Origin of the sequence: Duganella caerulea (assembly GCF_040362985.1) — a bacterium.
GTDB lineage: Bacteria > Pseudomonadota > Gammaproteobacteria > Burkholderiales > Burkholderiaceae_D > Rugamonas > Rugamonas vulcania.
This window is the reverse complement of sequence record NZ_BPWJ01000002.1, coordinates 583022-605636: the sequence shown is the minus strand read 5'-3', so window position 1 is coordinate 605636 and position 22615 is coordinate 583022. Positions and strand designations below refer to the sequence as shown.

Here is a 22615-nt window from a genome sequence, read left to right as displayed (position 1 = left end):
GTCAGGGCGATTCGCACAGGCAGTGCGTGATCGCGGTGAACGGCTTGTGCGCGGTCGTGATCTCCGACAGCCAACCCAGGTCGTTGACGATGCCGGTGGCCGCGTTGGGCGGCAGGCCGGTGCTGGCGGCCACGCCCAGCTTGAGCTCCGCGCCGACGGCTTGCGCCACAGATTGGGCAACGGCATGCGCCGCCGAGCCGCCTACCATCTCGATCAGGCGATCGAACTTGCTGGTCTCGCGCTCGATGTAAACCACGCGATAGTCGGTCAGCTTGGCGCGCTTGGCGGCCGATTTCAATGCATCGCCGTAGCCGCCCAGCGTGTCGACCAGGCCGCGCTCCTTGGCTTGCGCGCCGGTCCATACGCGGCCCTGCGCCACGGCGTCGATCTTCTCCGGCGTGGTCTTGCGGGCCTTGGCCGCGCGGCCGGTGAACTCGGCGTAGACGTGGTTGATGCTGCCCTGGATCACCTGGCCGAAGCGCGGGTCCAGCGGACGCAGTGGATTGCCCGCGTCGCCCAGCCACGTGGTCGGCTGGCCGGCGGTGTGGATGCCCAGCTTGTCGATCACCTTGTCGGCGGTCGGCAGGATAGCGAACACGCCGATCGAGCCGGTGATGGTGGTCGGCTCGGCGATCACTTCGTCGGACGCCATCGAGATCCAGTAGCCGCCGGATGCGGCGACGTTACCCATCGAGACCACCACCGGCTTGCCGGCGGCGCGGGTCAGTTCCAGCTCACGGCGGATCAGCTCCGAGGCGAAGGCGCTGCCGCCAGGCGAATCAACGCGCAGCACCACGGCCTTGATATGGTCGTCCTCGCGCGCGGCGCGTATCAGCTTGGAGGTCGAATCGCCGCCGATCGCGCCGGGACCGGTGCTGCCGTCGCTGATCTCGCCCTGCGCCACGATCACGCCGATGGCGTCGCCGGTCAGCTTGGTGTGCACGCGGGCCAGGTAATCGTCAAAGCTGATCTGGCGGAAGCTCTTGCCTTCGGCGTCGAGCGCGCCGCGCTTGACCATCATCTCGCGCACTTCGTCCTTGGTTTTCAGGCCGTCGACCCACTTGGCCGACAGGCTCACCTTGGCCAGGTCGCCGTTGACGGCGGCCACCTGGGCCGGCAGGTCGTTGATGGTCTTCATGACCTGGCCTTCGGGCAGCTTGCGCGCCTTCTCGACGTCGCCGGTGTAGGAAGCCCACAGCGCATTGTTCAGGTAAGCCTCCGCTTCGACGGCGGCCGGCGAAGGGCCGTTGGCGATATACGGTTCGCCGAAGCTCTTGTAGGTGCCCACACGCAGCAGGTTAACCGTCACGCCCAGCTTGTCGAGCGCATCGCGGTAGTAGTTGCGATAACGGCCGAAGCCCTCCAGCAGCACCATGCCCATCGGGTGCATGTACACCTCGCTGGCATGCGCGGCCAACAGGTACTGGCGCTGGTCGTAGCTCGAACCCCAGGCCACCACCGGCTTGCCGGACGCCTTGAAGCGGTCGATGCCGGCCGCCACTTCGCGCAGCATGGCCTGGCCGCCGCCTTCCATCTCGTCGGTCAGCAGCACGGCACCGGTGATTTCAGGATCCTTGGCGGCCGTCTCCAGCACGGACAGCACGTCGCGCAGCTGCATCATCTTGTGGTTCTCGCCGCCGCGCACGCTGGTCAGCAGCGCGTCGCGCGCGTTGGCGCTGGACTGTTCGACCAGCTGGCCCTTCAGGTTCAGCACCAGCGTGGTCTTGGGCGACAGCGGCTTGGCGCCGCCGAAGAAGATCGCGTACCCCAGCACGACCAGCACAAACAGGAACAACACGTTCAGCACCGTGCGGCGGCCGGTATCCAGCGCCCGCCAGAAAAAGGCGAATCCGCTACGGAGGTAGGAAAACGGGGATCTGCTCATTAATACTCCAGTTGATTAGGTGTTACAAGAATGATACTGCATGCCAACGTTACTGTCTCGGTTTAGAAATCAGCAACAGCCCGGCAAACACCAGCAATCCGTTCATGATAAGCAGCTCCAGCCCCAAGCGGTAGCTGCCAAAGAGCAATTTCTGATTGGAATCAATGACGTAGCACAACACGGGACCGGCCAGCGCCACCAGCGGTACCCAGCGGTCGCGCACTGCGCGGCGGGTCAGGATGCCGAAGGCGAACAGGCCAAGCAACGGACCATAGGTATAGCCGGTCAGCTTCAACACAAGGCCGATCATGCTGGCGTTGTCCACCCATTTGAACAGCAGCACTAGCAGCAGAAACAGCGCGCAAAACGCCAGGTGGACGCGGTGGCGCAGGCGCACCTTGGCCGCTTCCGGCAGGTCGGCGCGGCGCTGCATGCCGAGGATGTCGATGCAGAAGGACGAGGTCAGCGCGGTCATGGCGCCGTCCGCGCTGGGGAACAGCGCCGACACCAGCCCGATGAAGAACACCAACTGCACGGCGGCCGGCATGTGCAGCATCACCACGGCCGGGAACAGCTTGTCGCCGGCCGCCGCCAGGCCCACCGTGGGCGCGTACAGGTGCAGCAGGCCGCCGAGGAACATGAACAGCAGCAGCACGCAGGTCAGCACCACGGTCAGCAGCAGCATGTTCTTCTGCGAATCGCGCAGCGTCTGGACCGAGATATTTTTCTGCATGATCTCTTGGTCCATGCCGGTCATCGCCAGCACGATGAAGAAGCCGGCCAGCACCTGCTTCCAGAAATAGGCGGGACTGTCGACCGAGGTGGTGACCACGTGCGTCAGGCCGCGCGCATCCATCGCGGCCAGGCTGTCGGGCAGGCTCAGGTGCATCTGGCCCAACAGCCAGCCGGCGCAAACCGCCAGGCCCAGCAGCATGCCGGCGGTTTGCAGCATGTCGGTCCAGACGATGGTCTTGACGCCGCCCTGGTAGGTGTACATCAGGATCATGGCCAGGATGACCAGCGTGGTCAGCCAGAACGGCACGCCCAGGCTGTCGAGGATGGCCGCCTGCAGGATGTTCACCACCAGGTACAGCCGCGCCGACGCGCTCAGGGTGCGCGACAGGATGAAGAAGGCGGCGCCGCTCTGCCAGGAGCGCGGGCCCAGCCGCTGCTCGAGATAGGTGTAGATCGAGGTCAACTTCAGGCGGTAGTACAGCGGCAGCAGGATATAGGCGACGGCGATGTAGCCCAGCACGTAGCCCAGTATCACTTGCACGTAACCGAAGCCGTCGCGGCCGATGGCGCCGGGTACGCTGACGAAGGTCACGCCGCTCAGCGTGGTGCCCACCATGCCGAACGCGACCAGCATCCAGTTGCTGCGCTTGTTCCCGATGAAGAAGCTGTCGTTGGTGGCGTTGCGGGAGGTGCGCCAGGCCACCAGCAGCAGCAATGCGAAATAGGCGAAGACCAGGCAGAACAGGGAAACAGCAGACATGTGGGAAAATCCGGCGGCGAGTGATTCAATTCGCCGCCAATATACACCGGCCGCGCCCGCTGCGCGGCCGGCCCCTGTTTTAGTGGGCGACGGCGTGGATGGACTTCTCGCCGCCCACGCTGGCGGGACGCGGGTTCAGGCGGTCCAGGCGGCCGCTGAGCGCGGTCAGGCCCAAGGCACCGAGCACCACCAGGCCGCCGGCCCAGCCGGTATGCACCAGGCCGAGATGTTCGACGATCAAACCGCCGCCCCAGGCGCCACCGGCAATGCCGACGTTGAAGGCGGCGATGTTCAGGCCCGAGGCCACATCCACGGCGCGCGGCGTGAAGTGCTCGGCCTGCCGCACCACGTACACTTGCAGGCCGGCGACGTTACCGAAGGCCACCGCGCCCCACAGCAGCACGGTCGCCAGCACCAGCCATTTGTACGGCGCCGCAAAGCTCAGCACGAACAGCACGGCGGCCAGGCCGAGGAAGATGATCTTCAGCGCGCCGACCGGGCCGCGCCGGTCGGCCAGCCTGCCGCCCCAGATATTACCCACAGCGACGGAGACACCGTACACCAGCATCACCAGGCCGACCGTGCTGGCGCTGAAGCCGGTGATGTCCTGCAGGATCGGCGCCAGGTAGGTGAAGGCCGTGAACGAGCCGCCATAGCCGAGCGCGGTGATCGCGTACACCAGCAGCAGGCGCGGCTCGCCCAGAACCTTCACCTGTTGCAGCAGCGAGGCGGGCTTGCTGTGCTTGATAGTCGACGGCACGAACAACAGGCTGCCGACAAAGGCCAGCACACCCAACGCGGACACGGCCAGGAAGGTCTCGCGCCAGCCGAAGTGCTGGCCGATGAAGGTACCCAGCGGCACGCCGGTCACCAGCGCCACGGTCAGGCCGGTGAACATGATGGCGATCGCGCTGGCGGCCTTCTCCTTTGGCACCAGCGAGGTGGCGATGGTCGAGCCGATCGAGAAGAACACGCCATGCGCCAGGCCGGTGAGGATGCGCGCGGCCACCAGCGATTCGTAGCCGGGCGCCTGCCACGCCAGCAGATTGCCGAGGGTGAACAGCACCATCAGCGACACCAGCAGCGTCTTGCGCGGCACCTTGCCGGTGAGCGCGGTCAGCACCGGCGCGCCGACGGCCACGCCCAGCGCATACAGGCTGACCAGCAGGCCGGCCGACGGCAGGTTCACGCCCAGATCGGCGGCGATGGTCGGCAACAGGCCGACGATGACAAACTCGGTGGTCCCGATGGCAAACGCGCTGATGGTCAGCGCCAGCAAGGCAATAGGCATGACATTTACTCCTGAAAAGTTAATGTCATGCAGTATCGGGATTTTCTTTACTGAGAAAAAGACACGAAAGTGGTAATGATATTTTCCGCGAAAGCAACAATCATCATTCACCCTTGATCAGCTCGACACCGTCCACGGTCATCTTCATCTTTTTGTCCTGCAGGTGCGGCGGCTGGGTGACGACAAAGGTGCTGCGCAGGATGCCGACACCCGCATCGAAGTTGTCGCCATTGAAATCAAGGATATCGACGTTGAGGTCGATGTTCTTTCCCGGCTGGTTGCGCTTGTAGTGCAGCTTGCCGCTTGCCTCGATGTTGAGCTCCATGTCCTTGCCCTTCCAGTCGCCGATGTAGGCGCGCTTGGCAGCGGGGATAGGCTGCGGATCGGCTTGCGCTATCATGGGCGCGGCCAGCGCGCAAAGAAGCAAAACGGATTTGAATGTCATGACAGTCCTTTTCGGCCAGAGTTAAGATAGTTAAAATAGCAACCCGATTGTACCGCCCCTCCACGATGAATTCCGAAAAACTTGCCTTGCTGCTCACGCGTGAAATGCCTTACGGTAAATACAAAGGCCGCGTCATCGCCGACCTGCCCGGCCACTACCTGGGCTGGTTCGCGCGCGAGGGTTTTCCTTCAGGCGAACTGGGCGGCCTGATCGCGCTGATGTACGAGCTCGACCACAACGACCTGCGCAGCCTGCTCGACCCGTTGCGCCAGGCCAGCTGTCGGTTCCGTCCACACCAGCCGGCCGGGAAATCCGTATAAACAATATGGTTGATATTGCCGTCAGTGGGCTCGCTGCTCAACTTGTACCGCGCTTTCATCCATCACGAGCAATTGCGGCGCCAGGCCATGCCGCATGCGCTCCTGGAAGAAGTTGGAGCCTATGCCGTCGCTCCACTGGCCGATGGTGTAGTCCTTCAGCAGCGCGATCTGGTCCGGGTTCAGCGCCCGCTCAAGCTGGTACTCGGTGCGGCCGACCAGCCTGCCCGATGCGCTGTCGAAGCTGAATGCAAGGCTGCCGCCACTGATGCCCGCGTCCTCCAGCTCGCGGGTGCTTTCTCCGTCCAGCAAGTAATCTGAGAAAACTTCCTCGTCATAGACAAGTCCGTCCAAGGTTTTGAGGATGGCCGCGTCTTCAACGAACACGCCCTCCTCGCCCGTCTCCGGGTCCACCCGCTTGAAGTCGAACACGCCTGCGTAAGCTGAAAAGGTAATGGATGCCAAAATAGTCTCCCGAGCGTCAGTAGATATAAAAGCATATCATTTCCACAACGCCCCAGCTGCTTGCAGAGGCAATCGTGACGTACCGAAATTGCGAATCCGTGTATAAAGAAGACACTATTGCATCAGTGAAGGAGAACGTCATGGCAACCCAGGCCCACAGCTGCACCTGCTTCATTATCCCTCCCAGCATGCTGCGCAAGCTGGCCGACTCCGCCACCTCGCACGCGGACCGCTGTCTGCTGCTGGACCAGTGCGAAACCTCCGCCTACCTGCGCGGCCAGCGTTCGATCTCGCCGGTCGCGACGGGCGTGGCGGCCGTCGGCGAGAAACGCCGCACGGTCTACGACGCCAACCACAAGACCACCCTGCCCGGCAAGCTGATGCGTACCGAGGGCGGCGTGGCGGTGGCCGATGCCGCCGTCAACCAGGCCTATGACGGCGCCGGCATCACCTACGACTTCTACCGCGAAGTCCTCAAGCGCAACTCCATCGACAACAAGGGCTTGCGCATCGACTCGACCGTCCACTACCAGAACAAGTTCAACAACGCCTTCTGGAACGGCCAGCAGATGGTCTACGGCGACGGCGACGGCAAACTGTTCCTTGGCTTTACCGGCGCGCTCGACGTCATCGCCCACGAGCTGACCCACGGCGTCACCCAGCACGCCGTCCCAGGCGGCCTGATCTATGAGAACCAGAGCGGCGCGCTCAACGAATCGATCTCCGATGTGTTCGGCAGCATCATCAAGCAGTGGAAGCTCAAGCAGAGCGCCGAGCAGGCCGACTGGCTGATCGGCGCGGGCATCCTGGCGCCCGGCGTCGGCAAGGCGCTGCGCTCGATGGCCGATCCGGGTAACAAAGAATTGACGTGGTCGGGGGACGATCAACCGAAAACCATGGCAGGATACGTGGAGGGAGGCGATGTCCACACCAATTCAGGCATCCCCAACCATGCCTTTTACGCGGCGGCCATCGCGCTCAAGGGCAATTCATGGGACAAGGCCGGACCGGTCTGGTACAAGGCGCTGGGTTTGCTGACGCCGAACGCCAGCTTTTCCGACATGGCCAAGGCCACCTCGCAGGCGGCGGTGTTGCTGTACGGTGCGGATTCGCCCGAGCAGCATGCGGTGCAGGCGGCGTGGAAAGTGGTCGGCGTCGTTTAGGAGAAATGGTATGACACGTTTAACGTTGCGATGCACCGGCGGTTTCACCGGACCGGCCGGCGCGCAGACGCGCACGGTCGATCTGGCGCAGCTGCCGCCGGACCGGGCGAACGAGTTTCAGCAGTTGCTGTCTGCCTGCGACTTCTTCGCGCTGCCGGAGAAGCTGGTCAAGGATGCGCCGCGCTCGTCGGATTTTCAGTATGACCTCAAGGTGGACCAGGGCCAGCAGGAGCACCAGGTCCACTACCACCTGGACGCGGCGCCAGGGCCGCTCAAGGAGCTGACCGACAAGCTCCACGAAGTCGATCCCGACTAGCTGATCGTCAGCTCGGGATAGCCGGTGCGCGGGTCCAGCTCGCGCGTGAAGCGCTGGCCGGGCAGCAGCGCCAGCAGCAGTTCGGCCGTGGTGCGCACCACGCAGCCCGCGCACACATGGCCGCCCAGCACCCGCCCCTGCGCGTCCGACACCGACATGTGCAGATGCGCGCCGTCGGCCGAGAGCGATCCGGCCAGCGTCAGGATTTCCAGGTCGCCGCGCAGCGTGTCCGGCTGCGGCTGGCCGGCATAACGCAGCTGCGCCACGCTCAGGCTGCCGATGCCCTGCAACACATAGCCGGCCGCCTGGCCGCTGGCCAGCAGGGCCGCCACCAGCGCCGCGCGCAGGTCGTCGCCCGGATCGAGGCGCAGCGCCAGCGTTTGCATCAGGCCACCATGCGCGCGAATTCACCCTGGTCGACCAGCTTTTGCAGATCGTTGGCGCCGCCGATCAGCGTGCCTTTCACAAAAATCATCGGGAAGGTCGGCCAGCCGGTCCACATCTTCAACGCCGTGCGCGGACGCCAGCCGCCCAGGTAGCTGCCATAGCTGAGGTAGTGGTATGGCGTGCCCAAGCCGTCAAGGATCTTGCGGGCCTTGCGCGGGAAAGGATTGAGGCCCATGCCGACCACCACCACCGTGTTGGCGGCCACGGCGGCCTGCACCTCGGCCACCAGGTCGCGGTGATAGTTGCTGACCTGCTCGCGCACGGCCGGGTGGATGTGGGCTTCGTCCAGGATGTTACGGCTCATCGATATTCCTCATAGGTGACAGATGAGCGTAAGAGTAGCCGCAACCGGCGCGGCGGCAAAGCCTTTTCCGCGCCGGCCGCCGGCCGATCACAAGTTGAGCTTGGTGATCTTGGTGCCTTCGAGGTTCAGGTTGGCCATCAGGCCGGCGTTGGTCAGCACCAGCGCCTGCACCGGATTGTTGGCGGTGGTGGTGTCGAGCTCGCCGTTGGCGCCCACCTTCAGCAACGCCACCGAGCCGTCGACGCCGGCCGTCCAGCCTTTGCTGTTGCGGAATTTATCCAGCGCCTCGCGGGTCATGAACAGCAGCACCACGGCCTTCGATTGCGCGCCGGCCTGGAAGCCGACCGACACCGAGGCCACGCTGTAATAATCAACCGACTGGCCGCCGGTGCGCAGCACGCCCTTGCCATACTCGCCGCCCACCACCAGGCCGGCCGCCAGCACACGCGGGAACACCAGCACGCCGGCCGATTTGCGCACCAGCTCGCGCGAGCCCTTCACTTCGGAATACAGGCGCTCCAGCGTCGAGTAGGAGCCTTGTTCGATCTCGGTGCGGACGGCGGCCGAATCGGCCTTGCCGGCGGTGGTGGTGGTGGTGCAACCGCCCAGCGCCAGTCCGGCAAACATCAACGCTGCGGTGCTACGAAGCAGAAAAGTACGTTTTTGCATGGAAGTCTCCGTAAAAGATAATAGAGCGGCAGGTTGCCATAATTGCTATGGCTTCCCCTATTCTGTCATTTTCCGGAGATTCGTGCTTTGTCCCAGCCGTATCAAACGCGGCGGCCTTGCCCGAACAGGATGGCGCGCTCTTCGTCCGAGATGACGCGGTCCTTGCGGGCGTAGACGTTCTCCACGCCGATGTAGGCCTTGACCGTGGCCGGCCGCGCGCGGATCGCTTCGAACCAGCGTTGCAGGTCGGGGAAATCGGACAGCGTCTGCCCGTGGCTTTCATGCGGCACGATCCACGGATAGCAGGCGATGTCGGCGATCGAGAACTCGCCGGCGATGAACTCGCGGCCTTGCAGCTGCTTGTCCAGCACGCCGTACAGGCGGTGCGTCTCGCGGGTGTAGCGGTCGATGGCGTACGGCACCGTCTCCGGCGCGTAGATGTTGAAGTGGCCGATCTGCCCCGCCATCGGCCCCAGCCCGGCCACCTGCCAGGTCAGCCATTGCAAGGCCACCAGCCGCGCGCGCGGGTCACGCGGCAAGCCGAAGCCGCTTTTGTCGGCCAGGTATTGCAGCATGGCGGCGGACTCGAACATGCTCAGCGGCGGCCCGCCGTCGGCCGGCGCGTGGTCGACCAGCGCCGGGATCTTGTTGTTCGGAGAAATGCGCAGGTATTCCGGCGCAAACTGTTCACCCTTGCCGATGTTCACGCGGATCAGGCGGTAGTCGATACCGGCCTCTTCCAGGTACATGGTCATTTTTAAGCCGTTGGGGGTGGCGGCGTAGTAGAGATCTATCATGGTTTCATTGTGCTTGCGAACGGCGCGTTGGCGGGATGCCAATCGCGGGATTTTTCAGGAGGCCAATCGGGCCGCGCATCAGCGTCCGCCGAAGGCCAGGCGTTTGCCTTCGCGCAGCATGCCGGCGAACTCGGCGGCCGGAATGGGCTGGCTGAACAGATAGCCCTGCAGCTGGTCGCAGCCCAGCTCGCGCAGGAAGCTCATCTGCTCGGCGGTCTCCACGCCTTCGGCCACGATCTCCTGGCGCAGCTGCTGCGCCATGGTGACGATGGCGCGCGCGATGGCGCAATCGTTCTCCTCGTACGGCAGGCCGACGACGAAGGAGCGGTCGATCTTCAGGGTGCTGATCGGGAATTTCTTCAGGTAGGCCAGGCTGGAGTAACCGGTACCGAAGTCGTCCAGCGCCAGCGCCATGCCCATCGCCACCAGCTCGTTCATGATGGCGATCACGTTGTCGGTGCCGCGCATCAGCAGGCTCTCGGTGATCTCCAGGTTGATCTGGTCGGGCTGCACGCCGTGCCGCTCCAGCACCGCCGCCATGCGCTTGGGCAGCTGGCTGTCGAACTGCCGCGCCGACAGGTTGACCGCGATCGGCGGCATGATCAGGTTGGCGTCCTTCCATTCGCGCACCTGGCGGCAGGCTTCCTCCAGCACCCAGCTGCCGAGCTCGAGGATCAGGCCGGTCTCTTCCGCCACCGGGATGAACACGCCCGGCGACACCAGCCCGCGCACCGGATGGCGCCAGCGCAGCAGCGCCTCGGCGCCGACGATGCGGCCGCTGCGCAGGCTGACCTTGGGCTGGTAGTACAGCAGCAGCTCGTTGTTGCCGAGCGCCTGGCGCAGCTCGCTCTCGATGCGCAGGTGTTCCTTGGCGCGCTGGTTCATTTCCTCGCTGTAGAACAGGAAGGCCGATTCGATGCTTTGCGCCGCCTTGTTCATCGCCACGTCGGCGTAGCGGATCAGGGTCGGGACGTCGGTGCCGTCCTCGGTGTAGACGGTGATGCCGATGTGGCCGCCCACCTGCAGGCTGTGGCCGGCGATCACGATGGGCGCGGCCAGTGTGGCCAGCAGCTTTTGCGCGACGATGGCGGCATGTTCGCGCTTTTCCACGTGCAGCAGCGCCACCGCGAACTTGTGGCCGTCCAGCCGCGCCAGCACGTCGGCCTCTCGCAGCGCCAGCCGGAACAGCCTGCCGATCTCGCACAGCAGGCCGTTGCCGATGTCGTGGCCCAGCGTGTCGCTGATGGCGCCGATGCGGGCGATCTCGATCACCAGCAAGGCGCCGTGCTCCTGCGAGCGCTTGGTCTCGGTCAGCGCCTGGCTGACCAGCTGGTTGAGCAGGCACAGGTTGGGCAGGCCGGTCAGCGGATCGTAGTTGGCCATGCGCTGCATGCGCGCCTCGGCGTCCTTGTGCACACTGATGTCGGAGAACAGCGAGAAGGTGTGGCTGATCTTGCCGTGCGCGTCGCGCACCACGCTGATGGTCACCGACTGCGGGAACAGCTCGCCGTTCTTGCGCTTGCCGATGATCTCGCCGCGCCACGGGCCCTGCCCCTGCATGGCCGAGCGCACCTTGGCGCGGAACTCGGCGTCGTGCACGCCCGAGCGCAGCAGGTCGGGCGTCTTGCCGATCGACTCCTCCGGCGTGTAGCCGGTGATGCGGGTGAACGAGGAATTGATCGACACGATGCGCTCGTGGGCGTCGGTGATCAGCACGCCCTGGTCGCTGTCCTCGATGATGCGCGCGTGCAGGTTGACCTTGTCCGCCGCCGACAGCGTCTGGTCCGCATTGGACAGCTTGACCAGCATGCCGACCGGCTCGCCGGCCTCGTCGTGGCGCAGCAGCAGGTGCAGGTTCACCCAGATCAGCTCGCCGTCCTTCCTGCGCCGCCGCACCTCGGTGTGGGCGCCGCCGGCGGGATTGCCGTCGTGCTCGAAGAACAGCTCGGCGATGTTGCCGTCGTCGTCGCCCTCGGCGTACAGGAACAGCACGTGCCGGCCCAGCGCCTCCTCGGTGGTGTAGCCGAACATCTGGCGGGCGCCCTCGCTCCAGGCGGTCACGTAGCCGGCCAGGTCCAGTTCCAGCACGGCGTCGGCCGTTTCCGCAGCGGGCTCGGGCAGGCCGGCATGCGCCTCGGCCAGCGCCACGTCCAGCCGCGCCAGCGTGGCCGCCAGCGCCTCGCCCGACTCGCCGCGGGCCTGGCGGCTCAGCGCAAGGCACAGCTCGATCGCGTCACGCATGGGGATTGCCCGCCTTGCCCGCCGCCACGCCCTGCATCCACAAATACGCCTCGGCCTGGATCTGGTTGAAGCTGGATCCGTCGATCTGCAACGCCTGCAGGCCCTGGGTCAGCGCCGCCATGTCATCGTGCTCGGCGGCCTCGACCACGTCGAGCAGCTGGCCCAGCTCGCCCTCGCGCGCCAGCAGCGCCTGCTGCACGGCTTCGCTGATGGTCAGCGGCTTCAGCACCTCGGCCAACGGCATGCCGAACAGCACGCCCAGCAGCGAGAACATGCCGGCCATGAAGGCCTGCTCCTGGTGCGGCTTGTCGTGGCCGGCGGCCTTGGCCAGCAGCTCCATCGCCCGCGCCCGCACCGAGACGCGCGCCAGCAGCATGGCCGAGCGCTGGTCGGCCTCGCGCGACGAGAACAGCATCAGGTTGAGCCAGCGCCGCAGCTGCGAGCGGCCCAGGATCAGGATGGCCTGCGAAAAACTGGTGACGCGCCGGCCGGTGCCCATGCCCAGCGAGTTCACCAGCCGCAGCAGGTGGTAGGACAGGGTCGGGTCCTGGCGCAGCAGCGCTTCGATTTCATGGGTGTCGGCGTCGGCCGAGACCAGCTGCACCAGCTTGAGCGCCAGCGCGCGCGAGGCGGCCTGGCTGCCCACCGGCTTGGGCGGCGGCGCCAGGAACCAGTCGCCTTCGATCCAGTTGGCGCCGGCGGGCAGCTCGGCGGCCAGTGCGGCGTCGCTGTGGTGGACCTTGTCGGCGGGCAGCGGCTGCCAGCCGGCCTCGTCCAGCAAATGATTGACGGCCTCGGCTTGGCCGGCGCGGTAGTAGCAACTCATGCTGCCGGAAGCAAGCTCCTGCAGCGCGCCGGCCGGCACCGCATCGGCCTGCAAGCCGCCGGCGTCGAGCAGCAACGCCGAGGGCACGCCGTTGCGATCGGCCAGGGGATGCAAAAACACGGGCGGCATGGCGGTCGAGGCGGTCATGGGGTGTCCAGCAAGAGCAATCGATGATCCCGCTATGGTACTCCGAAATTATTGGCGTCGGCCAACATTATGGAAGCGAACCGGGCAATATCAAACGATGGGGCAAATGGCCCAGCAGCCGCTCGAACAGTCCCGGCTGCTTCATGCGGTCCAGCCACCATTGCAGCGCCGCGCCGCGCTCGCCGCTGCGCCAGGCCAGGTGGAAGGTCTCGGCCGGCTTGGGTTCCTCGACCTGCTTTTCCACCAGCAGGCCGGCGGCGATGGCGGCGCGTGCGCACGGCTCGGGCAGGAAGCCGAAGCCCATGCCGTCGAGCTGGTACTGGAACTTGGTCTGCATGTCGGGCACGGTCAGCGTGTCCTGGCCCAGCACCAGGCCGACCGTGCGCGGCGCCATCTGGCGGGCCGAGTCGGCCACGCTGACGGCGCGGTGCCGCTGCAGTTGAACGCGGTCCAGCCTGCCTTCGACCGAGGCCAGCGGATGCGACGGCGCCACCGCGAACACGAAGCCGATCTTGCCGATCGGCTGGGACACGTAGCCGCCGCCGGCCGGACCATCGCCGGCCACGCCCACCAGCAGGTCGGCGCGGCGGTCCAGCAGCGCCTCCCAGGCGCCTGACAGCGCTTCCCGCACCAGCCGCAGCCGGGTCTGCTGGGCGACCTGGTAGAAGGCGTGGACATCCTCGCGGAACACGCTGGCCGAGAACATCGAATCCATGCCGACCGCCAGCTCGGTCTCCCAGCCGGACGCGACCCGGCGCACGCGGTGCTCCAGGTCCTGCGCGGCCTTGAGCAGGTAGCGTCCCTCCTTGAGCAGCTCGGCGCCGGCCGCCGTCAGCTCCACGCGCGGGCCGATACGCTCGAACACCTGCACGCCGAGGTCGTCCTCCAGCTTGCTGACGGTGTAGGAGATGGTCGAGGGCACGCGGTGCAGTTCCTTGCCGGCGGCCGAGAACGATCCACGGCGGTCGATGGCGTCAACGATTTGCAGGGCTTCCAGGCTGAGTCTAAGCATTCGATTTTTTCGATAGTAAAGAGGTAAATTTTCCGTTTTTTTATTCAGAACCGGAGGAATATACTGTGATTCATGGATGCAGCGATAGCGAAACACCTTTCAAAATTATCGCACATTAACTAAAAAGAAACGGAGCCTACCATGTTACAAATTCGTAGAAGTGAAGAACGCGGCGTCGCCAACCACGGCTGGCTGCAATCCCGCCATACCTTCTCGTTCGGCAGCTATCACGATCCGAAACACACCGGTTTCGGTCCCCTGCTGGTGATCAATGAAGACCAGGTGCTGGGCGGCCAGGGTTTCGGCACCCACGGCCACCGCGACATGGAAATCATCTCCTACGTGCTGAGCGGCGCGCTGGAGCACAAGGACAGCATGGGTACCGGCTCGGTGCTGCACTACGGCGACGTCCAGCGCATGAGCGCCGGCAACGGCGTGCGGCACAGCGAGTTTAACCATTCGCCAAGCGAACAGGTGCATTTCCTGCAGATCTGGATCCAGCCCAACCAGACCGGCATCCCGCCCAGCTACGAGGAAAAGCACTTCACGCCGGAAAGCAAACAGGGCCGGCTGCGCCTGATCGCCTCCAACGACGGCCGCGACGGCTCGGTGCTGATCCACCAGAATGCGGCGATCTACGCCACCATCATGGGGGCCGGCGACCACCTGAAGCATGAGCTGGATGAAGGACGCATCGCCTACGTCCACGTGATCCGCGGCGATGTGACGGTCAACGGCACACCGCTGAAAGACGGCGACGCGCTGAAGATCACGGCGGAATCGCAGGTCACGCTGCAGGACGCCTACGAGGCGGAAGTGCTGGTGTTCGACCTCCCCGCTTAGGTTCCCACTTAGGCTAGAGGCCGGCCTAAAAAAACTTTCCGCCAGTTTTGGTATCATGAAGGGCGCGCCGGGTCTGTTCGAACAGCCCGGCGCGCCTTTTTTACCTGAATATCAATCAATTGAAGAGCATAGCTATGTCGCAGAGCGCAGCAACCCCGGCAACCGACGAACTGGATTACATGACTTCCTGCGCCCTGCCGACCCCCTGGGCCCAGTTCACGCTGCACGCCTTTGTCGAAAAGGCCACCGGCAAGGAACACCTGGCGATGGTGCTGGGCGATATCGGCAATGGCGAGCCGGTGCTGGCGCGCGTCCACTCCGAGTGCCTGACCGGCGACGTGCTGTTCTCGCAGCGCTGCGATTGCGGCGCCCAGCTCGAAGGCGCGCTCAAGCGCATCGCCGCCGAGGGCCGCGGTGTGCTGCTGTACCTGCGCCAGGAAGGCCGTGGCATCGGCCTGGTCAACAAGATCCGCGCCTACCGCCTGCAGGAAGCAGGCGCCGACACGGTGCAGGCCAACGAACAGCTGGGCTTCAAGCCCGACCAGCGCACCTACGGCCTGGTGCAGCCGATGCTGGCGCAGTTCGGCGTCAAAAGCTTACGCCTGATGACCAATAATCCGCGTAAGATCGATGCCATGACCAAACTGGGCATCGAGGTGGCCGAGCGCGTTCCGCTGCTGGTCAACCGCAACGCCTTCAACCAGCACTACCTGAATACCAAGGCCGCCAAGCTGGGCCACATGATGACGCCGCTGACCCCGGCTCCGGTGGAGGATGGCGCGCTGTAAGGTTGATTTTTAAGGATTGCATGAAATTTAACAAGCTTGCTGTCTCCATCGCCCTGAGCTGCGCCGGCGCCACCGCGCTGGCCGCTCCGGCCGCCGCCACACCGGCCACGCCGCCACAGCTGGCCGCCGCGCAGTCCCCGGCCAAGGCCTCGGCGCCCGCCGCCGACAACGCCGACGCCACCCCGCTGCCGCAGCCCTCCAGCTCGGCCCAGCATCTGTACGCTTCCGCGAAAAACGACATCCTGCAAGTGCGCTCGCTGCTCAAGAGCGGCCGCACGCAATCGTCGGTCGGCTCCGGCTTCTTGATCGGAACCAGCAACCTGGTGGTCACCAACTACCACGTGGTCTCGCAGTTCGCGCTCGATCCCGACACCTACGTCGGCGAATGGGTCGACACCAGCGGCCAGCGCGGCAACGTCGAGCTGCTAGCGGTGGACGTGCTGCACGACCTGGCCGTGCTGCGCGTGAGCCGCAACGGCACCGGCTTCTTCAAGATCCCCGAACAGTTGGCCAAGCTGACGCAGGGCCAGTACCTGTACTCGCTGGGCAATCCGCTCGACCTGGGCTTCGCCATCTCCGAAGGCGCCTACAACGGCGTGATCGCGCGCAGCTTCTACGACCAGCTGATGTTCACCGGCCCGATCAACTCCGGCATGAGCGGCGGCCCCAGCGTGACGGTGGACGGCGCGGTGGCCGGCGTCAACGTCTCCAAGCGCCTCGACGGCGAGTTGGTCAGCTTCCTGGTGCCGGCCCGTTACGCGCAAGACCTGCTCAAGCGCGTGGAGCAGCAGAAAAAGGCGCCAGCCGATTTCACCGCCGTGGTCGCCGCACAGCTGCTGACCCACCAGCGCGCCATGGTCGACCAGCTGCTGGCCAGCCCGTTGAGCCTGAAACCGATGGGCCCGTATCAGGTGCCCGTGCGCGAGTCCGAGCAGATGCGCTGCTGGGGGCGCTCCAACGTCAAGGCCGACAAGCCGTTCACGGTGGACGACGCCAGTTGCGCGATGGAGTCGGCCATCTTCGTCAGCGGCTCGCTGCAGACGGGACAGCTGAGCATCCGCCACCAGTACCTGCGCAGCACCGGACTGGGCAAGCTGCGCTTCGCGCAACTGGCCAGCGCCTCGTTCAAGAACGAGCACTTCGGCACCAACAAGGACACCCGCCTGACCGGCCCGCAATGCACCGAGGACTTCGTCAAGAACAAGGACGTGCCGCTGCGCGCCGTGCTGTGCGTGCGCGCCTACCGCAAGTTCGCCGGCCTGTACGACTTCGCGCTGCTGACCGCGTCCACCGACCAGGGCTTGATGAGTTTGCAAAGCCGGCTCGACGCGCGCGGCGTCTCGTATGAAAACGGCTTGCGCCTGTCGCGCGTGTTCATCGACTCGATCGGCCTGGCGCCGGTGGTGGCCAAAAAGCCCGAGAAGCCCGCTGCGGCGGCCAAGGGAGGCGCGCGATGAAAGCTCCCTACTTCATCGAGATCCTGGCCCGCAACGGCGACGTGCTGCACCGTCACAAGGTGGATGCGCTGCCGATCCGCCTGGGCCGCAGCTACGATAACGACGTCATCCTCGACGACGCCCACAGCGCCGCCGCCCACGCCGTCGTCGACGCCGACGAGCAAGGCCGGCTGGTGCTGCGCGACCTCGGCAGCAAGAACGGCAGCTACCTCAACGGCAAGCGCCAGACCAGCATGGTGCTGGACGGCGACACCATGGTGCGCCTCGGCCACACGCGCCTGCGCGTGCGCGCGGCCGACTTCCCGGTCGCCGACGAACGCGCCGACACCACCATGCACGGCTGGGAAGGCGCGGCGCCGGCCACCATCGGCCTGGCGCTGATCGCCATCTTCACCTGCCTGGAAACCTGGCTGTCCGACGTCGAACCGTTCGCGCTGATCCGCTACCTGCAGGTGCTGGCCACCAGCCTGGCCGCCGGCCTGGTGTGGAGCGGCTTGTGGGCGCTGGCCAATCGCCTGTTCGGCGTCCATGCACGGCTGGGGCGGCACCTGTTCATACTGGGCAGCGCGCTGGCCGTGGTCGGCGTGTGGAAGGTGGTCAGCTCGGTGCTGGCGTATGCGTGGTCGGCCGAGGCCTTCACCCGCTACGGCAACCTGGTCACGCTGGCGATCGCCTGCGGCATGCTGTTCTTCCACCTGGTCACCATCAAGCCCCATCATCCGCGACGTTTCGCCATCAGCAGCTGGGTGATGCTGATGGGCGGCGCCGCGCTGATGTTGATGACCAATCTGCAGGGAACGGGACGCGCCGCCGACGAGCTGTACATGTCGGTGCTGCTGCCGCCGGAAGTGCGGCATAGCCCGGACCACAGCGTCGATCAATTCATGGGGGATGCGGCCAAACTGAAGATCGCCGCCGACGCCGCCCGCGTTCACGCAGTCAAGGACGGCACGCCGGAAACCGAGGACGACGACGACGGCGCCGAATAAGCGCCGATAGCCCGCGGGACGCTAGTCCTGCGGGATGTTGTGGATGTGGGCCAGCAGGGTTTTGATATCGGCCTCCACCTCCGGTGGCGGATTGAGGAACATGCAGCCGATATGGAGTTGCTCGCCCAGCAGGAAGGATTTGTAGGAGCGCGTGACGCGCACCTCCATTTCCGGGACGATGACGGATTCCGATTCCAGTTCCAGCTGCACATTCAACAGCTTGCGGCCTTTGAGCAAACCCTTCACAGCGTTCTTCGTGCAGCGCAGGCCGATCCCGCCCAGGGAAAAATCGTAGATGGGCAACTCATAGAACTTACCGTTTAACTCGAACGACGCACTGAAGGTGGCCGCCAGCGGCGTTTCCACGCGCTCCGAGGCGCGCCGGTTCAGCACGGCGCAGGTTTCGGGGAACACCATGGGAATCAGATGCGGGCTGCCGGGAACCGAGGTCCACTCCTCGCTGGACAGGCGGAACTGCAGCTTCGCGGAGGTCAGCCAGGTGACGAAGGTGACTTTGCCAGGCGCCAGGACCGAGCCCTCGTTCAGCTCCATCACGAAGTGCGGCTGCTCGGGATCGACCGACAGAATGCGGCCAAGCACAGGCTCGCGATTGCCCGGTACGTACATCGAAATCGCGTCGCCGGTTTCAGCCAGAAGGGTCAACGTATCGCCGATATCGTCCTCGCCCGTCATTTCAAAGGAGTTGGCGGAGGCCGGGATAGGGCTCATCGCGTCTTGCGGGCGCGGCGGTCCTCGACGGATCGAGTGGACAGCAGGTTCACTGAGTGACATGGCGCTCACCTATGTTTATGACAACGTTAGACATTATTTAGGTCTGTGTATAACTTCATCATAGTCCGAGTTTTTCCCTTAAGCAACCTTTTTATAATCTGGAAAGTGGCCTGCCTTGAGGAGAGGAGGAGACTCTTGTGCGAGTCTGAAATGAGAGCATAATCAGGCATAGTCTTGCCATTGGTAACGGCATAAACCTTTTCAGGGGGGGCAACATGAGTAAGAACAGGAAGTCTATTGCGCTGCTGACCGCGGTTCAATTTATTGTATGTGCAAGCGCCCTGGCGGAGAATGACCAAGCCAGTGCGCCGGAAGGCGAAGCCATGGTCAAGCAGGCCGTCGCCTTGATCAAATCCGCCGGACCGGAGAAAGCCTACAAGGTATTCACCGAACATCCCGGCGGCGCATTCAAGGACCGCGATCTTTATGTATTTGTATATGACTTCGACGGGACCTGTTTGGCACAAGGGGCAAATCCCAAGATGGTAGGCAAGAATTTGCTCATCATTAAGGATGTCGATGGCAATCCTTTCATCAAGGGCATGATTGATATGGTCAAGAGCAAGGGCAAGGGCTGGTACGGTCCCTACAAGTTCAACAACATCAAGACGTCCACCTACGATCCCAAGAAATCCTATTGTGAGCAAGGGGCACCGAACACGATAGTGTGCGTCGGCATACACCCCTGACCGGATGTTCTTCGATTGAACCGTCAGTGCACAAGGTCAAGTCTGAACGACCATAAGTAATTCGCCAGACGTCAAAAAGCCCGCCAACCTGTGCGCTCAACATCGCGCTCATGCTGGCGGGCTTTTTGACGTACTGTCTTTTACTTGGCTGCTTTGCGGCGGCGGGCGATGACGCCTACCAGGCCCAGGCCTGCCAGCAGCATGGCGTAGGTTTCCGGCTCCGGTACGGCGGCGGTGACGGACACGTTGTCCAGCACGGCGCCCGAGAAACCGTCGCCACCGACACTGCTGAACACCAGCGCTTGCATGCCACCTGTGGTGGTGAAGTTGAAGCTGTAGTTGGTGACAGGAGTGCTGCCTTCAAACGAGTAGTGGTTGCCACCAACGAACACATCCAGGCCAGCGCCGTGCGAGTTCGGGTTGTGGGTCAGGTCGAACGACAGCGTGTAGGTGGCGCCGGCGACCGCGTTGAATGATTGCGACAGCACGCCTGGACCAGGCGTGCCCAGCATGTCGATGCTGCTGCCCGAGATCGAGTTGTAGCTGTTGTTAATCACGTCGACCGACACGCCACCGACGGTCCAGTTGGCGATCGCGCTCGAACCCGCGCCTACCATGACGAAGTTGTTTGGATTGACGCCGGTGACGTTTTCAAAGTCACCGTTCTGGATCAGGTTGGCGGCCGATGCGGCGCCCGAAACACTTGCTGCGGCGATGGTTGCTGCCAGAATCAGTTTGCGAATTTTCATGGCTGACTTTCAAAAGAGATGGGACGTCGATGGGATGAACCCATTTTACCGATCAATTTCAAAAGCACAACTAAAATTTCATTTTGCTACTGAATATATTTTTACAGAAACATTTCTGCGCGATTAAGAAGGCCAGCCGCGCAGCACCTGGTCCACCACTTCCTGCAGCTGTTTGCGGGTGGCGCCGGCAGCCGCCTGCACCGCCATACCGTTCGAGACCGTCATCACATAGCGCGCCAACTGGCCCGAGCAGCTGTCGGCCGGCAGGTCGCCGTCCACCTTGGCGCGCTCCAGCCGCGCGCGCAGCTTGGCCTCGCTGGCGGCGCGGCGCTCGATCAGCGAGTCGCGAATTGGCAACGCATCGTCGCTGCAGGCGAGCGCGCCGTTGATCACCAGGCAGCCATGCGGATTCTCCGCTTCGGTCTGGGCGTCGGCATTGCCGCGCAAAAAATGCTCGACCACGGCGCGCGCGGTGGGCTGCGCCAGCGCCGCGTTGAACAGCGGATCGTGGGTGGCGCCGTAACGCTCCAGCGCCATGCGGAACAGGTTTTCCTTGTTGCCGAACACGGCGTACAGGCTTGGCCGGTTCATGCCCATCGCCTCGGTCAGCTCCGGCAGCGAACTGCCTTCGTAGCCCTTTTCCCAGAACACTTTCATGGCCTTGTCGAGCGCCGTCTCCGCGTCAAACGTGCGCGGGCGGCCGCTCTTGCGTGCGGATGCGGAAGTATCTTTCATACCGTTCGGTTAAAAATTGATTGACAAAGTTCTTTGCGGTGTTCATTATGAACCGATCAGTAAAAAACTCAAGCCTTTTTACCGTTCATAGGAATAATCAAACATGAAAAACCACAATACCCAGGCTGCAGCGCGCGACGACGCGCCCTTGCCCATCCCCAAACCCACCCGCTCCGCATGGCTGGCCGTGCTGTCGGTCGCCGTCGGCTCGTTCGCGCTGGTGACCACGGAATTCCTGCCGGTCGGCCTGCTGCCCTCCATCGCCGCCGAGCTGGGCGTGACCGAGGGCCTCGCCGGCATGCTGGTGACCATTCCCGGACTGGTCGCCGCGTTCGCCGCCATCCTGGTCACCATCGGTGTCGGCAAAACCGACCGCCGCTACGTCATCTGGGGCCTGACCGCCACGCTGATCCTCTCCAACCTGATCGTCTTCATGTCGCCGACCTTCCCGCTGGTGTTGGCCGGACGCGCGCTGCTGGGCATCGGCGTAGGCGGTTTCTGGGCCATCGGCGGCGCGCTGGGCAACCGGCTGGTACCGGCTTCGGCCGCGCGCGCCACGTCGATCATCTTTGCCGGCATCTCGCTGGGCACGGTGGCCGGCGTGCCGGCCGGCGCCATGATCGGTGAGCTGGTGGGCTGGCGCATGGCCTTCTTCGCCGCGGGTTCGTTGTCGGTGCTGGTGCTGGCGGCGCAGGTGTGGCTGATGCCGAGCCTGCCGACCACGCAAGCCCTGACCTTCGGCCAGCTGCCGGCGCTGCTGCGCGTGCAGAAGGCGCGGCTCGGCATGCTGGCGACGCTGCTGGTGTTCATCGGCCAGTTCGCGGCCTACACCTATGTCACGCCGTTCCTGAGCCAGACCGCCGGCCTCAGCGCGAAGGCCATCAGCGCGCTGCTGCTCATTTATGGGGCGGCTGGTTTTGTCGGCAATCTGATCGGCGGCTGGGCGGTGGCGAAGAGCGTCAAGAATTCGCTGATAGCCACCGGCGTGATCATGGGCCTGTCGGCGGCGGCGATGCCGCTGTTCGGCACCGGCGCGGTTGGCGCGACGGTGCTGATCGTGATCTGGGGACTGGCCTTCGGCATGATGCCGATCTCGGTGCAGACGTGGATGTTCAAGGCCGCGCCGCATGCGATGGAAAGCGGCGGCGCGGTGTTCGTCTCTACCGCGCAGATTTCATTGGCCAGTGGTGCGCTGGTGGGCGGCGTGTCGGTTGACCATCTGGGCGTGTCGAGCGCGATGGTGGTGGGCGGCTTGTTCGGGCTGGCGATGGCCGCCGTGATCGCGGCGTGGGCGCGGGACGATGGCAAGCCCTTGGGCAAGCTGCACGCCGTGCACTGATCAGATCCGGCCGCGTTTGAACTCAGCCAGGAAGGCCTTGGTCTCGCTGGCTGACAGCACTTTGATTTCGTCGCCGTGCCAGGCGTACAGGTAGGGCGTACCACCGAGGCGGTCGGTCAGTTTGGCATCCAGCAGGAAGCAGGTGCCGAGCGGGTAATCGTCGCACATGCGGCGCGAGCATTGCACGTGCAGCTCCGGCGAGAAGGCCTGTCCAGGCACCGGATGGATCGCCACCCTGCCCGCGCGTTCCACCGAATGCACCGCCACTTGCCGATAAGCGTAAATATCGCGCGCCATCGTCCATCCTTTGCCGTCAAAAAGCGCCATGGTAGCAGATTGGCTTTTTGCCGCCTCCACGGCGATGCACTATTGATCCAATCGAAGGACGGTTGAGAATGCCTGGCACAGGATATC

25 protein-coding genes are annotated in these 22615 nt (G+C 64.3%); 9 read left to right on the top strand and 16 right to left on the bottom strand.

The window, feature by feature from the left end; translation table 11 throughout:
- Window position 1: 1 nt before the first annotated feature.
- The 4 genes from sppA to ACUJB0_RS07545 form a co-directional block, all read right to left on the bottom strand.
- Entirely contained in the window at window positions 2-1885 is a 1884-nt protein-coding gene (gene sppA, locus ACUJB0_RS07560; RefSeq protein ID WP_444844682.1) for a signal peptide peptidase SppA, read from the bottom strand.
- A gap of 49 nt (window positions 1886-1934) precedes the next feature.
- The gene (locus tag ACUJB0_RS07555) at window positions 1935-3380 is read right to left on the bottom strand and encodes a sodium:solute symporter (protein ID WP_444844681.1); all 1446 of its coding nucleotides are present in this window, start codon (window positions 3378-3380) and stop codon (window positions 1935-1937) included.
- Between the two features lie 79 nt (window positions 3381-3459).
- Window positions 3460-4671, bottom strand: coding sequence for an MFS transporter (locus tag ACUJB0_RS07550; RefSeq protein ID WP_444844680.1), 1212 nt, complete (start codon window positions 4669-4671; stop codon window positions 3460-3462).
- A gap of 103 nt (window positions 4672-4774) precedes the next feature.
- Window positions 4775-5116: a hypothetical protein gene (locus ACUJB0_RS07545; protein ID WP_444844679.1), complete on the bottom strand. Its 342-nt coding sequence runs from the start codon at window positions 5114-5116 to the stop codon at window positions 4775-4777.
- 65 nt (window positions 5117-5181) lie between these two features.
- Between ACUJB0_RS07545 and ACUJB0_RS07540 the strand changes: the two genes are divergently transcribed.
- Window positions 5182-5436 carry a DUF3820 family protein gene (locus tag ACUJB0_RS07540; RefSeq protein ID WP_444844678.1) on the top strand — a complete coding sequence of 85 codons (255 nt, stop codon included), beginning with the start codon at window positions 5182-5184 and terminating at the stop codon, window positions 5434-5436.
- 21 nt (window positions 5437-5457) lie between these two features.
- Here ACUJB0_RS07540 and ACUJB0_RS07535 read toward each other — a convergent pair whose 3' ends face one another.
- Window positions 5458-5898 carry a hypothetical protein gene (locus ACUJB0_RS07535; RefSeq protein WP_444844677.1) on the bottom strand — a complete coding sequence of 147 codons (441 nt, stop codon included), beginning with the start codon at window positions 5896-5898 and terminating at the stop codon, window positions 5458-5460.
- A gap of 140 nt (window positions 5899-6038) precedes the next feature.
- Between ACUJB0_RS07535 and ACUJB0_RS07530 the strand changes: the two genes are divergently transcribed.
- Window positions 6039-7061: a M4 family metallopeptidase gene (locus tag ACUJB0_RS07530; RefSeq protein ID WP_444844676.1), complete on the top strand. Its 1023-nt coding sequence runs from the start codon at window positions 6039-6041 to the stop codon at window positions 7059-7061.
- A 10-nt stretch (window positions 7062-7071) separates the two neighbouring features.
- Window positions 7072-7377, top strand: a complete 306-nt coding sequence (locus ACUJB0_RS07525) for a protealysin inhibitor emfourin (RefSeq protein ID WP_444844675.1) — start codon at window positions 7072-7074, stop codon at window positions 7375-7377.
- Here ACUJB0_RS07525 and ACUJB0_RS07520 read toward each other — a convergent pair.
- The 7 genes from ACUJB0_RS07520 to ACUJB0_RS07490 all read right to left on the bottom strand — a co-directional run bounded on the left by ACUJB0_RS07520 (window position 7374) and on the right by ACUJB0_RS07490 (window position 13820).
- A complete protein-coding gene (locus ACUJB0_RS07520; RefSeq protein ID WP_444844674.1) occupies window positions 7374-7763 on the bottom strand; it encodes a PPC domain-containing DNA-binding protein in 390 nt (129 codons plus the stop codon). The two genes, ACUJB0_RS07525 and ACUJB0_RS07520, sit on opposite strands and share 4 nt — an antisense overlap.
- A complete protein-coding gene (locus tag ACUJB0_RS07515) occupies window positions 7763-8128 on the bottom strand; it encodes a glutaredoxin (protein WP_444844673.1) in 366 nt (121 codons plus the stop codon). Before ACUJB0_RS07515 ends, ACUJB0_RS07520 begins: the two co-directional genes overlap by 1 nt.
- An 87-nt stretch (window positions 8129-8215) precedes the next feature.
- Entirely contained in the window at window positions 8216-8797 is a 582-nt protein-coding gene (locus ACUJB0_RS07510) for a BPSL1445 family SYLF domain-containing lipoprotein (protein WP_444844672.1), read from the bottom strand.
- Between the two features lie 101 nt (window positions 8798-8898).
- Window positions 8899-9594, bottom strand: coding sequence for a glutathione S-transferase N-terminal domain-containing protein (locus tag ACUJB0_RS07505; RefSeq protein ID WP_444844671.1), 696 nt, complete (start codon window positions 9592-9594; stop codon window positions 8899-8901).
- A gap of 78 nt (window positions 9595-9672) precedes the next feature.
- Window positions 9673-11835 carry a putative bifunctional diguanylate cyclase/phosphodiesterase gene (locus ACUJB0_RS07500; protein ID WP_444844670.1) on the bottom strand — a complete coding sequence of 721 codons (2163 nt, stop codon included), beginning with the start codon at window positions 11833-11835 and terminating at the stop codon, window positions 9673-9675.
- Complete coding sequence (locus ACUJB0_RS07495) at window positions 11828-12808, bottom strand: EAL and HDOD domain-containing protein (protein WP_444844669.1); 981 nt, start codon at window positions 12806-12808, stop codon at window positions 11828-11830. The genes ACUJB0_RS07500 and ACUJB0_RS07495 overlap by 8 nt, the downstream gene beginning before the upstream one ends.
- A 67-nt stretch (window positions 12809-12875) precedes the next feature.
- Window positions 12876-13820, bottom strand: a complete 945-nt coding sequence (locus ACUJB0_RS07490; protein WP_444844668.1) for a LysR family transcriptional regulator — start codon at window positions 13818-13820, stop codon at window positions 12876-12878.
- Window positions 13821-13961: 141 nt separating this feature from the next.
- Here ACUJB0_RS07490 and ACUJB0_RS07485 point away from each other — a divergent pair, with 141 nt between their 5' ends.
- The 4 genes from ACUJB0_RS07485 (at window position 13962) to ACUJB0_RS07470 (ending at window position 17897) form a co-directional block, all read left to right on the top strand.
- On the top strand, window positions 13962-14663 hold the full coding sequence (locus ACUJB0_RS07485; protein ID WP_444844667.1) for a pirin family protein: 702 nt from the start codon (window positions 13962-13964) through the stop codon (window positions 14661-14663).
- Window positions 14664-14797: 134 nt separating this feature from the next.
- Window positions 14798-15451, top strand: a complete 654-nt coding sequence (gene ribA, locus ACUJB0_RS07480) for a GTP cyclohydrolase II (RefSeq protein WP_161082200.1) — start codon at window positions 14798-14800, stop codon at window positions 15449-15451.
- A gap of 20 nt (window positions 15452-15471) precedes the next feature.
- Entirely contained in the window at window positions 15472-16908 is a 1437-nt protein-coding gene (locus tag ACUJB0_RS07475) for a S1 family peptidase (protein ID WP_444844666.1), read from the top strand.
- Window positions 16905-17897: an FHA domain-containing protein gene (locus tag ACUJB0_RS07470; RefSeq protein ID WP_444844665.1), complete on the top strand. Its 993-nt coding sequence runs from the start codon at window positions 16905-16907 to the stop codon at window positions 17895-17897. Before ACUJB0_RS07475 ends, ACUJB0_RS07470 begins: the two co-directional genes overlap by 4 nt.
- 21 nt (window positions 17898-17918) lie before the next feature.
- Here the strand turns inward: ACUJB0_RS07470 and ACUJB0_RS07465 are convergent, their stop codons facing one another.
- Window positions 17919-18689 (bottom strand): flagellar brake protein, encoded by a 771-nt coding sequence (locus tag ACUJB0_RS07465; protein ID WP_444844664.1) that lies wholly within the window; start codon window positions 18687-18689, stop codon window positions 17919-17921.
- 215 nt (window positions 18690-18904) lie between these two features.
- On the opposite strand from ACUJB0_RS07465, the gene ACUJB0_RS07460 reads away from it, so the two are divergent.
- Window positions 18905-19378: a cache domain-containing protein gene (locus ACUJB0_RS07460; protein ID WP_444844663.1), complete on the top strand. Its 474-nt coding sequence runs from the start codon at window positions 18905-18907 to the stop codon at window positions 19376-19378.
- A gap of 140 nt (window positions 19379-19518) precedes the next feature.
- On the opposite strand, the gene ACUJB0_RS07455 is transcribed toward ACUJB0_RS07460, so the two are convergent.
- A complete protein-coding gene (locus tag ACUJB0_RS07455; RefSeq protein ID WP_444844662.1) occupies window positions 19519-20127 on the bottom strand; it encodes a choice-of-anchor C family protein in 609 nt (202 codons plus the stop codon).
- Between the two features lie 123 nt (window positions 20128-20250).
- Window positions 20251-20862 (bottom strand): TetR/AcrR family transcriptional regulator, encoded by a 612-nt coding sequence (locus ACUJB0_RS07450; RefSeq protein WP_444844661.1) that lies wholly within the window; start codon window positions 20860-20862, stop codon window positions 20251-20253.
- Window positions 20863-20965: 103 nt separating this feature from the next.
- On the opposite strand from ACUJB0_RS07450, the gene ACUJB0_RS07445 reads away from it, so the two are divergent.
- Window positions 20966-22201, top strand: coding sequence for an MFS transporter (locus ACUJB0_RS07445; RefSeq protein WP_444844660.1), 1236 nt, complete (start codon window positions 20966-20968; stop codon window positions 22199-22201).
- Here ACUJB0_RS07445 and ACUJB0_RS07440 read toward each other — a convergent pair whose 3' ends face one another.
- Window positions 22202-22498, bottom strand: coding sequence for a hypothetical protein (locus ACUJB0_RS07440; RefSeq protein ID WP_161082207.1), 297 nt, complete (start codon window positions 22496-22498; stop codon window positions 22202-22204). It abuts the gene before it with no gap.
- Window positions 22499-22615: the final 117 nt, after the last annotated feature.

Coding starts and splice junctions, on each gene's coding strand:
- sppA (WP_444844682.1), bottom strand. CDS start 1,885: ATGAGCAGATCCCCGTTTTCCTACCTCCGTAGCGGATTCGCCTTTTTC.
- ACUJB0_RS07555 (WP_444844681.1), bottom strand. CDS start 3,380: ATGTCTGCTGTTTCCCTGTTCTGCCTGGTCTTCGCCTATTTCGCATTG.
- ACUJB0_RS07550 (WP_444844680.1), bottom strand. CDS start 4,671: ATGCCTATTGCCTTGCTGGCGCTGACCATCAGCGCGTTTGCCATCGGG.
- ACUJB0_RS07545 (WP_444844679.1), bottom strand. CDS start 5,116: ATGACATTCAAATCCGTTTTGCTTCTTTGCGCGCTGGCCGCGCCCATG.
- ACUJB0_RS07540 (WP_444844678.1), top strand. CDS start 5,182: ATGAATTCCGAAAAACTTGCCTTGCTGCTCACGCGTGAAATGCCTTAC.
- ACUJB0_RS07530 (WP_444844676.1), top strand. CDS start 6,039: ATGGCAACCCAGGCCCACAGCTGCACCTGCTTCATTATCCCTCCCAGC.
- ACUJB0_RS07525 (WP_444844675.1), top strand. CDS start 7,072: ATGACACGTTTAACGTTGCGATGCACCGGCGGTTTCACCGGACCGGCC.
- ACUJB0_RS07520 (WP_444844674.1), bottom strand. CDS start 7,763: ATGCAAACGCTGGCGCTGCGCCTCGATCCGGGCGACGACCTGCGCGCG.
- ACUJB0_RS07515 (WP_444844673.1), bottom strand. CDS start 8,128: ATGAGCCGTAACATCCTGGACGAAGCCCACATCCACCCGGCCGTGCGC.
- ACUJB0_RS07510 (WP_444844672.1), bottom strand. CDS start 8,797: ATGCAAAAACGTACTTTTCTGCTTCGTAGCACCGCAGCGTTGATGTTT.
- ACUJB0_RS07505 (WP_444844671.1), bottom strand. CDS start 9,594: ATGATAGATCTCTACTACGCCGCCACCCCCAACGGCTTAAAAATGACC.
- ACUJB0_RS07500 (WP_444844670.1), bottom strand. CDS start 11,835: ATGCGTGACGCGATCGAGCTGTGCCTTGCGCTGAGCCGCCAGGCCCGC.
- ACUJB0_RS07495 (WP_444844669.1), bottom strand. CDS start 12,808: ATGACCGCCTCGACCGCCATGCCGCCCGTGTTTTTGCATCCCCTGGCC.
- ACUJB0_RS07490 (WP_444844668.1), bottom strand. CDS start 13,820: ATGCTTAGACTCAGCCTGGAAGCCCTGCAAATCGTTGACGCCATCGAC.
- ACUJB0_RS07485 (WP_444844667.1), top strand. CDS start 13,962: ATGTTACAAATTCGTAGAAGTGAAGAACGCGGCGTCGCCAACCACGGC.
- ribA (WP_161082200.1), top strand. CDS start 14,798: ATGTCGCAGAGCGCAGCAACCCCGGCAACCGACGAACTGGATTACATG.
- ACUJB0_RS07475 (WP_444844666.1), top strand. CDS start 15,472: ATGAAATTTAACAAGCTTGCTGTCTCCATCGCCCTGAGCTGCGCCGGC.
- ACUJB0_RS07470 (WP_444844665.1), top strand. CDS start 16,905: ATGAAAGCTCCCTACTTCATCGAGATCCTGGCCCGCAACGGCGACGTG.
- ACUJB0_RS07465 (WP_444844664.1), bottom strand. CDS start 18,689: ATGTCACTCAGTGAACCTGCTGTCCACTCGATCCGTCGAGGACCGCCG.
- ACUJB0_RS07460 (WP_444844663.1), top strand. CDS start 18,905: ATGAGTAAGAACAGGAAGTCTATTGCGCTGCTGACCGCGGTTCAATTT.
- ACUJB0_RS07455 (WP_444844662.1), bottom strand. CDS start 20,127: ATGAAAATTCGCAAACTGATTCTGGCAGCAACCATCGCCGCAGCAAGT.
- ACUJB0_RS07450 (WP_444844661.1), bottom strand. CDS start 20,862: ATGAAAGATACTTCCGCATCCGCACGCAAGAGCGGCCGCCCGCGCACG.
- ACUJB0_RS07445 (WP_444844660.1), top strand. CDS start 20,966: ATGAAAAACCACAATACCCAGGCTGCAGCGCGCGACGACGCGCCCTTG.
- ACUJB0_RS07440 (WP_161082207.1), bottom strand. CDS start 22,498: ATGGCGCGCGATATTTACGCTTATCGGCAAGTGGCGGTGCATTCGGTG.